We start from the raw sequence: 1,962 nt of genomic DNA, 5'->3' as shown, positions 1-1,962 counted from the left end.
GGCCGAGCGCCCCGACCTGGCGCTGCTGTGCCTGCTGGTGAGCGCCGAGGCCGACCCGACGCTCGGGGAGCGCGGCACCGACGAGGCCCAGATCGAACTGGACCGGCTGGCCGGGATGCTGCCGTACGCACCCGGCGGCGGCGCCCGCGGCTGGGCCCGCGCCACGGCCGAACTGCTGGGCGACCGGTACGACTTCCGCGGCTCGTCCGCCGACTACCGGAAGCTGGAGTCCTCCCTGCTGCCCGAGGTGCTGCGGCGCCGGCGGGGGCTGCCGATCCTGCTCTCGGTGGTCTGGATGGAGGTCGCCCGGCGGGCGGGCGCGCCGGTGTACGGGGTGGCGCTGCCCGGCCACTTCGTCGTCGGCTTCGGCGACCCCACGGCGACCGACGACCCCGTGCTGGCCGACCCGTTCGACGGCGGCCGGCTGCTGACCGGCACGGACGCGGAGCTCCTCGTGGTGGGGGCGACGGGCAGCACCCTGACCCCCTCGATGCTGGCGCCCGCCGAGCCGGTGGACATCGTGCTGCGCGTCCTGAACAACATCCGGGCCTGGGCGGCCGCCCGGCCCGAGCGGTCGGACGTGCAGCTGTGGGCGGTGGAACTGTCGCTGCTGCTGCCCAGCCACCCGGCGCGGCTGCGCTACGAGCGCGCCCAGCTCCTGGTGCGCCGGGGCGACTTCGTCACCGGGGCGGCGGAGCTCGACTCCTACGCCGAGGTCGTGGCGGCGGTGGACAAGGGCGCGGCGGAGTCGATCCGCGAGCAGGCGGTGGCCGCGCGGGCCATGCTCAACTGAGGCGCCGGGGCCGCGGGCGTCGCCGGGGCCTCGGAGCCCGTTTCCAGTATCAGAGCCAGCCCTTCTCCCGGGCGACCCGTACGGCCTCGGCCCGGTTGCGCGAGGCCGTCTTCTGGATGGCCGTGGAGAGGTAGTTGCGCACGGTGCCCTGGGACAGGTGGAGCGCGGCGGCGATCTCGGCGTTGGTCGAGCCGTCGGCGGCGGCGCGCAGCACATCGCGCTCGCGGTCGGTGAGCGGGCTGGCCCCGTCGGCGAGCGCCGCGGCCGCCAGCGTGGGGTCGATCACCCGCTCGCCGCGCAGCACCCGGCGGACGGCGTCCGCGAGCCGGGCGGCAGGCGCGTCCTTCACCAGGAAGGCGTCCGCGCCGGACTCCATGGCCCGGCGCAGATAGCCCGGCCTGCCGAAGGTGGTCAGGATGACGACCTTGAGCGCGGGCAGCTCGCGCTGGAGCACGGCGGCGGCGTCGAGCCCGCTCATGCCGGGCATCTCGATGTCCATCAGCGCCACGTCCACGGCCGACGCGCGGGCCGCGTCGAGCACCTCGTCGCCGCGCGCCACCTGCGCGACGACCTCGATGTCGGCCTCGAGGCCCAGCAGCGCGGCCAGCGCCTCGCGCACCATGGACTGGTCTTCCGCCAGCAGAACTCTGATCACAAGCAGAGCCTAGGGCGTGTCCGCGACGTCGCGCCGTACGCCCGAAGGGCATGCGCCTTCCTCGGGGGTGCCCCGGGGGACGCGGGCGACCAGCCGGAAGCCGCGTCTGCGGCCCGCCCCGGTCTCCAGCGCGCCGTCGGCCAGCTCCAGCCGCTCGGCGAGGCCGGTGAGGCCGTTGCCGCGCGGGCCGCCGGGCCCGTCGCCGTTGTCCTCGACGACCAGTTCGACCGTCGGCCCGTCGAGCGTGGCCCGCCCGGTGAGCGAGACGGCGCAGCGGGTGGCGCCGCTGTGCCGTACGACATTGGTGACGGCCTCCCGCAGCGCCCAGGCCAGGGCGCTCTCCCGCTCGGGCGTCAGCGTCACCGCGCGCGGGTCCGGCTCCAGCGGCAGGTTCGCGGTGATGCCCGCGGCCGCCAGGGCGGTCCTGGCGCCGGCGATCTCGCCGGCCAGGGTCGGCCGGCGGAAGCCGCTCACCGCCTCCCGCACATCGACCAGCGCCTGGCGGCCCACCCGT

3 protein-coding genes are annotated in these 1,962 nt (G+C 76.4%); 1 reads left to right on the top strand and 2 read right to left on the bottom strand.

Annotation, left to right across the window (positions count from 1 at the left end; genetic code table 11):
* Nucleotides 1-793, top strand: a 793-nt coding sequence (locus ACSNOD_RS30785) for a transglutaminase family protein (protein ID WP_436770368.1), incomplete at its 5' end; no start/stop codon positions are given.
* Between the two features lie 49 nt (nucleotides 794-842).
* Here ACSNOD_RS30785 and ACSNOD_RS30780 read toward each other — a convergent pair.
* Together ACSNOD_RS30780 and ACSNOD_RS30775 are read right to left on the bottom strand one after the other, a co-directional pair.
* Nucleotides 843-1,454, bottom strand: a complete 612-nt coding sequence (locus ACSNOD_RS30780) for a response regulator (protein WP_436770369.1) — start codon at nucleotides 1,452-1,454, stop codon at nucleotides 843-845.
* Between the two features lie 3 nt (nucleotides 1,455-1,457).
* On the bottom strand, nucleotides 1,458-1,962 hold a 505-nt coding region (locus ACSNOD_RS30775; protein ID WP_436770367.1), incomplete at its 5' end, for a sensor histidine kinase.

Origin of the sequence: Streptomyces sp. URMC 123, from assembly GCF_051386515.1 — a bacterium.
Lineage (GTDB): Bacteria > Actinomycetota > Actinomycetes > Streptomycetales > Streptomycetaceae > Streptomyces.
The sequence above is the reverse complement of the archived record's forward strand: the minus strand, read 5'-3'. Positions and strand labels throughout refer to the sequence as shown.